At 67.7% G+C, this 7423-nt stretch carries 8 protein-coding genes; 4 read left to right on the top strand and 4 right to left on the bottom strand.

Translation table 11 applies throughout. The features are described from left to right. A partial coding sequence (locus AB0J78_RS31685; protein WP_363795437.1) for an AMP-binding protein occupies window positions 1-605 on the top strand: 605 nt, incomplete at its 5' end. A gap of 271 nt (window positions 606-876) precedes the next feature. Next, window positions 877-2385, top strand: a complete 1509-nt coding sequence (locus AB0J78_RS31680; RefSeq protein ID WP_363795441.1) for an ISL3 family transposase — start codon at window positions 877-879, stop codon at window positions 2383-2385. 145 nt (window positions 2386-2530) lie between these two features. On the opposite strand, the gene AB0J78_RS31675 is transcribed toward AB0J78_RS31680, so the two are convergent. Beyond that, window positions 2531-3493: a R2-like ligand-binding oxidase gene (locus AB0J78_RS31675; protein ID WP_363795435.1), complete on the bottom strand. Its 963-nt coding sequence runs from the start codon at window positions 3491-3493 to the stop codon at window positions 2531-2533. A 101-nt stretch (window positions 3494-3594) separates the two neighbouring features. Here AB0J78_RS31675 and AB0J78_RS31670 point away from each other — a divergent pair, with 101 nt between their 5' ends. Further along, entirely contained in the window at window positions 3595-4215 is a 621-nt protein-coding gene (locus tag AB0J78_RS31670; protein WP_363795433.1) for an HAD hydrolase-like protein, read from the top strand. A 59-nt stretch (window positions 4216-4274) separates the two neighbouring features. Here AB0J78_RS31670 and AB0J78_RS31665 read toward each other — a convergent pair whose 3' ends face one another. Next, window positions 4275-4481 carry a hypothetical protein gene (locus AB0J78_RS31665; protein ID WP_363795431.1) on the bottom strand — a complete coding sequence of 69 codons (207 nt, stop codon included), beginning with the start codon at window positions 4479-4481 and terminating at the stop codon, window positions 4275-4277. A gap of 241 nt (window positions 4482-4722) precedes the next feature. Between AB0J78_RS31665 and AB0J78_RS31660 the strand changes: the two genes are divergently transcribed. Beyond that, window positions 4723-5118 carry a cold-shock protein gene (locus AB0J78_RS31660; protein WP_132677872.1) on the top strand — a complete coding sequence of 132 codons (396 nt, stop codon included), beginning with the start codon at window positions 4723-4725 and terminating at the stop codon, window positions 5116-5118. Between the two features lie 143 nt (window positions 5119-5261). Here AB0J78_RS31660 and AB0J78_RS31655 read toward each other — a convergent pair whose 3' ends face one another. Together AB0J78_RS31655 and AB0J78_RS31650 are read right to left on the bottom strand one after the other, a co-directional pair. Beyond that, a complete protein-coding gene (locus AB0J78_RS31655) occupies window positions 5262-5738 on the bottom strand; it encodes a DUF2771 family protein (RefSeq protein WP_363795429.1) in 477 nt (158 codons plus the stop codon). A 9-nt stretch (window positions 5739-5747) separates the two neighbouring features. Then, window positions 5748-7403 (bottom strand): MFS transporter, encoded by a 1656-nt coding sequence (locus tag AB0J78_RS31650; protein WP_363795427.1) that lies wholly within the window; start codon window positions 7401-7403, stop codon window positions 5748-5750. Between the last annotated feature and the right edge of the window lie 20 nt (window positions 7404-7423).

Here is a 7423-nt window from a genome sequence, read left to right as displayed (position 1 = left end):
TGTCGACGCAGACGCGTGCGGATGATTCGTTGGAGCGGCGGGTGTCGACGGTGGGCCGGGTGGGTCCGCATTTGGAGGTCAAGATCGTCGATCCGGCCAGTGGGCGGACGGTGCCGTGTGGTGAGCCGGGGGAGCTGTGCACGCGGGGGTATTCGGTGATGCTGGGGTATTGGGAGCAGCCGGACAAGACCGCTGAGGTGATCGACGCGGCGCGGTGGATGCACACCGGGGATCTGGCGGTGATGGATGCCGATGGGTATGTCTCGATCACGGGTCGGATCAAGGACATGGTGATCCGGGGTGGGGAGAACGTGTATCCGCGTGAGATCGAGGAGTTCCTGTACACGCATCCGGATGTGTTGGATGCGCAGGTCATCGGGGTTCCGGATGCTCGTTATGGCGAGGAGTTGATGGCGTGGGTGCGGTTGCGGGAGGGGGCTGCGGTGTTGACGGCGGAGTCGTTGCGGGAGTTCTGCTCGGGCAAGTTGGCGCACTACAAGATCCCGCGCTACGTGCACGTGGTAGAGGAGTTCCCGATGACGGTCACCGGCAAGGTCCGCAAGGTCGAGATGCGCGAACAAGCCCGCCAACTCCTCGACCTCTAACAGCCGAAACCCGGAACACTCCAGTAATCCGGTGACGGATTACGGGAGTTTTCCGGGTCCGGTGACGGAATACCGCAGTATTCCGGTGACGGATTACTGGAGTCTTCCGGGGCTCTGGCGCAGTCTTCGTGATGATCGGTGGGGCGGGTCGGGCGTCGAGGCCTGTTCCGCTGGTGATAGGTGAGACGGGTGCACTGATGATCTTGTTCGGCGGTTGTTGCCGCATTTGGATAATGTGGTGGTCAGCGCGGTCCATAGCGACGGTGATGCGATGGTTGTCGAGGCCGGAGTCGTTGCTTCGACAGCTGGGTGTCCTGGGTGCGGGACCATGTCCGCACGTGTGCATTCCCGCTATCAACGGAGGCTGGCCGATGCCTCGATCGCCGGCCGCGCGGTCGTCCTGCAGCTGACGGTGCGGCGTTTCTTTTGCATCAATCTTGGTTGTGCGGCGAAGACTTTCTCCGAGCAGGTGGCAGGTCTGACGGCGAAGTGGTCGCGGCGAACGAATCAGTTGACGTCGATGCTGATCGCGATCGGGCTCGAGTTAGCCGGTCGTGCCGGTGCTCGGCTGGCGCGACGTCTGGGGTTACCGGTCGGACGGGACACATTGCTGCGGCTGATCCGCCGGTTACCTGACCCGCCCAGCGGGCCAACCGTAGTGTTGGGCGTGGATGACTTCGCCGTGCGCCGTGGGCACCGTTACGGCACCGTCATGGTAGATCTCGAGACGCGACGGCCGATCGACCTCATCAGCGGCCGGGACGGCGATGCTCTGGCCGGGTGGCTGAATGGGCGGCCCTGCCCTCAGATCATCTGCCGGGACCGAGCCGGCGGCTATGCCGAAGGAGCACGGCAGGCAGCCCCGGACGCGCTGCAGGTCGCCGACCGGTTCCACTTGTGGCAGAACCTGGGCCAGGCAGTCGAAAAAGACGTATCAGCGGCCCGCCGTGACCTTGCCGCGGCGTTGGCCGCGCAATCCGAGTCCCAGCGGTCGAGCAAAGCGCCGCCGGTGGTGAACCGTCGTGAGCTGAAAGTCGTCACACGCACCCGGCAACATCACGCTGCGGTCCACCGGCTGCTCCGACAGGGCCTCAGCAAAGCCGCCATCGGTCGTGAACTGGGCCTGCATCCCGCGACCGTGCGCAAGTTCGCCAACGCCACCACAGTCGAGCCTCTGATCGCGAAAAACCAGCAGCGATCAAGCATCCTGGACGGCTATCACGAGCAACTGCACAAGCGCTGGAACGACGGGATCCGCAACGCCACCCAACTCACCCGGGAAATTGCCGCAATCGGCTACACCGGCACCGAGCAGCAAGTGCAACGCTACCTAAGACGATTCCGCACCAGCACCAGCCAAATCGCCGTCCCAGCACCGCGACCCCCGTCCGTCCGCGACATCACCCGCTTGATCATGTCCGACCCCGGCAACCTCACCAGCGAAGATGCCACCATCCTGCGCACGATCCGAAAACGCAACACAGACCTGAACCGGCTCACAAGCCACGTCGAAGATTTCGCCATCATGATGACCCGGATCGAAGGACATCGCCTCGACTCCTGGATCAGCGCGGTCGAAAAGGACTCGCTGACCGCCATCGCCTCCTTTGCCCGCAACCTCCGCCGCGACATCGACGCCGTCCGCAACGGCCTGACCCTTCCTTACAGTTCCGGCCCCGTCGAAGGGCACGTCAACCGCATCAAAATGATCAAGCGCCAGATGTTCGGCCGCGCCAATCTCGACCTCCTCCGCAAACGCACACTCCTACAAGCAAACTGAGCATCACGAAGACTGCGCCAGAGCCTCTTCCGGTGACGGATTACCGGAGTCTTCCGGTGACGGATTACCGGGGTATTCCGGGAACCTCCCTCGGGAAGTTCCCGGTGGGTGGTTGCTTTGGTCGAAGGGGCCACCCCGGCTCACGTCATGCGCGGAGTTTTTCCAGTTCTGCGGCGTCTTCGGCGCCGAAGCGATCTTCGAGGGCCTCGGGTTCGGCATCGACGTCGATCTGCGCCAGCGGCATGCCCCTGGCGCTGGAGATCGCGCCGAGGCGCCTGGTCGCGCGGTCGGAGGCGTAGGCGGTGAGCTCGTCCTTGTCGAGCGCGAACGGCAGCTCCTCGGGAGCGTCCGCCGGCTTCCACTGGACCTGCGCGATGGCGTGCGGCAGCAGCGTGGCCATCTGGTCCTCGACCACCGACCAGTTGGTCTCGTCGGCGGCCACGTGCCTGCGGCAGGTGAAGGTGCCCCAGGCCATGTGCCTGCGCTCGTCGTCGCCGATGCGCTTGATGACCTGCTGCATGCCGGGCAGGATCCCCCGGCTCACGCAGATCTTGTGCCAGGCGAAGTAGCCGGTGAGCGCGAGGGTCCCTTCCACCACGTGGTTGTAGGTGACCGAGGCGCGGACCTGGTTCTCTGGACTGGGGTCGGTGTGCAGCGCCTGCAGCGTCTCGGGCAGCGCCTTGTAGAAGATCTCGCGGTAGCCGGGGTTCTCGGCGACGTACTCGTGCAGGTCCTCGGTGAGTCCGACGGCGTCCATCCAGAGCCGGAACACCTGGGTGTGCTTGGCCTCCTCGAAGCAGAACTGCGTCAGGTACATCTCGTCGCCGAAACGGCCCTCGGCGGCCATCGCGGCCATGAACGGCTGGAGGTCCTGGGTGACGGCTTCCTCACCGGCGATGAACTGCGCGCACAGTCCCGCCACGCCGCGCTTCTCGTCGTCGTTGAGGCGCTGCCAGTCCTCGGCGTCCTGGCTGAAGTCGATGTCGGCGGGGTTCCAGAACTTCGCGTTGCCCTTGTTGAACAGTCGTAGCGGGAGCGATTCCCAGTTCAGGCCGTGGGCTCGCAGGGAGTGGAAGCTCTCGCGCTGGGCGGTGTGCGTGCTCGTCATTGAACGACTCCAGCTCGCCGGGATGTGAGGTGTGTTACTCCCAGTTTCGGTACTGGACAGTTTCGCGTCAAGTCCGGTCGGAGCGTGTCCGTAAGCTGAAGATGATGGACGAGCGCAGCGCACTCACGGTCGGATTCGACCTGGACATGACCCTGATCGACCCGCGGCCCGGCATGGTTCGCGCCTTCGACGCCCTCAACGAGGAGTTCGGCACCGAGCTGGACGGGCAGCACTTCGCCGCTCACCTCGGGCCGCCGCTGGAGGACGTGCTGCGCGGCTACGGCTTCGACGAACCGATGGTCAAGCGGCTCGCCGCCCACTTCCGCTCGATCTACCCGACCGTCGTGATCGACGAGACGGCCGCGCTGTCGGGGGCGGCCGAAGCGCTGGAGGCCGTGCGCGCGGCCGGTGGCCGGACGCTGGTGGTCACCGGCAAGTACGAGCCCAACGCCGCGCTGCACCTCAAAGCCCTGGGCTGGACCGTCGATCGGCTCGCCGGTGGCGTGTTCGGCGCGGGCAAGGGCGAGGTGCTGCTGGCCGAGGGCGCCGACATCTACGTGGGCGACCACTTCGGCGACATCGTCGGCGGCCACACCGCCGGGGCGATCGCGGTGGGCGTGGCCACGGGGCCCTACTCGGCCACCGAGCTCAGCGAAGCCGGTGCCGACGTGGCGCTGGAGGACCTCTCCGAGTTCCCGGCCTGGCTGGCGACCCGGGTTTGAGAACCGTCGGAAGCCCGCGCGGCGCGAGCTGAGCGGGGCAGCGGCAACCGCCGCAGCAGCTAGTGCCGCCGGGCGCGGATCACGGTCGCGATCACGCCGAAGATCAACCCGGCCGGGCACAGCAGCGTGACGACGCTGATCCACGCCGGCAGGTCTTGATGGCCGGTCGCGAACAGCGCGAAGATCAGGACGATGGCCAGCAGCCCGATGCCGAACATCGCGATCGAGATCGGGAGGACTGCTGATCTTGGTGAGCTGCTCGCCATGTGAGCAGCGTATTCACCCCAATGCCGTGGCCGGCAACCGGCCTTGCCCCATAAGGATGGGTGATTTCGTCCACCTTCGCGGTACGCTTGGTGGGACGCGTCCCGGCGCGCGCACCTGCGTGGCGTTAACGGGGCGCTTTCGTCGTGACGGGGCTGTTGCCGCGTCGCGGTGGGAAGAAACGGCAGGGAGATCGTGACCCGGTCAACGGGTCAGCGCATTCGACAGGGAACGGTGAGGACAGTGCCGACCGGCAGGGTCAAGTGGTTCGACTCGGACAAGGGCTTCGGCTTCCTGACCCAGGATGGCGGGGAGGACGTGTACGTGCGTTCCTCCGCGTTGCCATCTGGTGTGGATGCGCTCAAGACCGGCCAGCGCGTCGACTTCGACATGGCGCAGGGCCGACGCGGCCCGCAGGCGTTGAAGGTCAAGTTACTGGACCCGCTGCCCTCGGTCACCGAGGCGCGCCGACGTCCCGCCGATGAGTTGCACGGCATGGTCGAGGACATGATCAAGCTCCTCGAACTCAAGGTTCAGCCGGACCTGCAGCGAGGCCGCTACCCCGACCGCAAGACCGCCAAGCGCATCGGCGAGGTCGTCCGGGCGGTCGCGCGGGAACTCGATCCCGGCGGGAACTGATCGGTCTGCGGGCGAGGAACCCGCGGTCGTCCGGGCGCATCCGTGCAGGAAGCGGAATCTGACACGCCTTCTGGGCCGGGAGCCGGTGCACGGCGTCGGCTGCCCTCCCCAGCAGACGTGTCAGAACCCGCGACGCCGAGGCGTCACTGCTTGACGTTGAGGACCCAGCTGCCGCCGATGCCGAAGTCGACGCCGCCATCGGCGCCCTGGCTCAGCACCGCTGAGAACTGCTGGACCTCGACGTGCTCGATGCGGGCGCCGTCCGGCGGCAGTTGCAGCGTGTAGGAGTGGCGCGAGTCCGGGGTGAACACCGGGCTGCGGCCGTCGAGCTCCTGGCCGTTGAGCCCGCGGTAGAGGAAGACCACCTGCCACGGCGCACCGGCGACCTCGGTCGGGACCGAGATCTGCAGCGGGTCGCGATCGACCATGCGCAGCTCGCCGACAGCCTCCGGCTTCGGGGGTGAGCACTCCTGACCGGTCGGGTCGCAGTACTGGGCGGCGTCAACCGCCACCGCGTCCCCGTGCGAGTAGAAGGTCACCTGCGGTTGGCTGGGGGAGGAGCAGCCGGCGGCGAGCCCGACGGCGACCACTGCCAGCAGCGGCTTCAGTCCACGATGCACGGCCAGAGCCTACGACCTGGCACTCGAACGGGCGGTGGCCGGTGCGCCTGCCGAACGTCTCCGCCGTCGCGACAGCGACCGCAGCGGGATCGCCGGGACCAGCGTGGCGCCGCGCCCGCGCAGGATCGTCTGCGCCAGGACCAGGGCCAGCAGCGCGGCGATCACCACGAACCCGATCCAGTACACCGGTGGCAGCAGCACGCCGAGCGCGCCGCCGAAGACCCAGCTCAGCTGCAGGATCGTTTCCGATCGGCCGAACGCCGAGGCCCGCGAGGCCTCCGGCATGTCGCGTTGGATCACCGCGTCCAGGCAGACCTTGGCCAAGGCGGAGGCGGTCGCGCCGACCAGGCCGACGATCACCGCCAGCGGCAGACCGGCCAACACCGCGGCGCAGGTCGCCACGGCGAGCGCGGCGCCCAGGCAGCTGATGATCAGCCGGTCGGGTTTCTCGAAGGTCATCCGCGAACCCAGACCGTTGCCCAGGAAGCTGCCGACCCCGGCCGCGCCGCCGACCAGGCCCAGCAGCACCAGCTGCATGGCCGGTTCGTGCGGGGTGTTGTGCTTGATCACGAACGCGGCGAACAGCGTCAGGAAACCGGTCAGCACCCGGATCCCGCCGTTGCCCCACAGGGCCACCACCACGTGATCGGACAGCGGTACCTTGCGGGAACGTCCCGGATCGCCCAGCGAGGTCTGCACCTCGCCCTCGGTGCTCTCCACCCAGCCCGGGATCCGCAGGCACAGCCAGACGCCGGCCGCCGCCATCGCGGCCATGAACCACAGCGCGCCCTCGGAGCCCCACAGCCAGGCGAAGCCGGAGGCGATCGCGCCGAACGCACCGCCCGCGGCCAGGCCGAAGGCGGTGAGTCGCGAGTTGGCCTTGGTCAGCGTGATCTGACCGGGCAGCACTCGAGGCGTCATGGCGGCCTTGAGCACGCCGAAGGACTTCGACAGCACCATGCAGCCCAGCGCCGCCGGGTAGAGCAGCCAGCTGTTGAAGTTCAGCGCCATCACGGCGGCCAGCACGACGCGCACCGCGAAGGACGCGGCCAGCGCCAGCCGCCTGCCCTGCTGCAACCGGTCCAGGGCGGGGCCGATCACCGGCGCGATCACCGCGAACGGCGCGACCGTGATCAGCAGGTAGAGCGCGACCTTGTCCTTGCTCTCGGCCGTGGCCGCGGAGAAGAACAGCGTGTTGGCCAGGGCGACGGCCATCGCCGCGTCGACCGCGTAGTTGCCCATCCACGCGTAGGTGAACTTGGCGAGCCCGGACCGGTCGGCGCCGTCGGCGTGGGCCAGCGAGAAGAACAGCCGCACCACCCGCTGGGTCAGGTCCCGGCTGCGCCACGCGGCGACCCGGGTGACCGTCAGCTTCCTCGGCGGCGGCGCGCCCCGGGGCTGCTCGCGTTCGGGCTCCTCCTCGTCGGGTGCGGCGGAGTGGTCATCGTGCAGCGGCGGCAGCGGACCCGTTCCGCGCGAGCGGTCGTAGTCGGGGTCCTCCTGCCAGGGATAACGCCGCTCGTCGGCGTCCTGGGGCGGCGGTTCGAACCGCTGTCCGGACTGCTGCTGGTCGGCGTACCAACCGCGCTTCCCGCGCTGCCCGGCGCCCCAGCCCGGACGGCCCTGCGGCTCGTCCGAGTGCTGGTCACGTCCACGCATCCCCATGTGAGCCATCCTGCACCACC

Origin of the sequence: Saccharopolyspora sp. NPDC049426, from assembly GCF_040676935.1 — a bacterium.
GTDB lineage: Bacteria > Actinomycetota > Actinomycetes > Mycobacteriales > Pseudonocardiaceae > Saccharopolyspora.
This window is presented reverse-complemented; position numbering and strand designations above follow the sequence as displayed.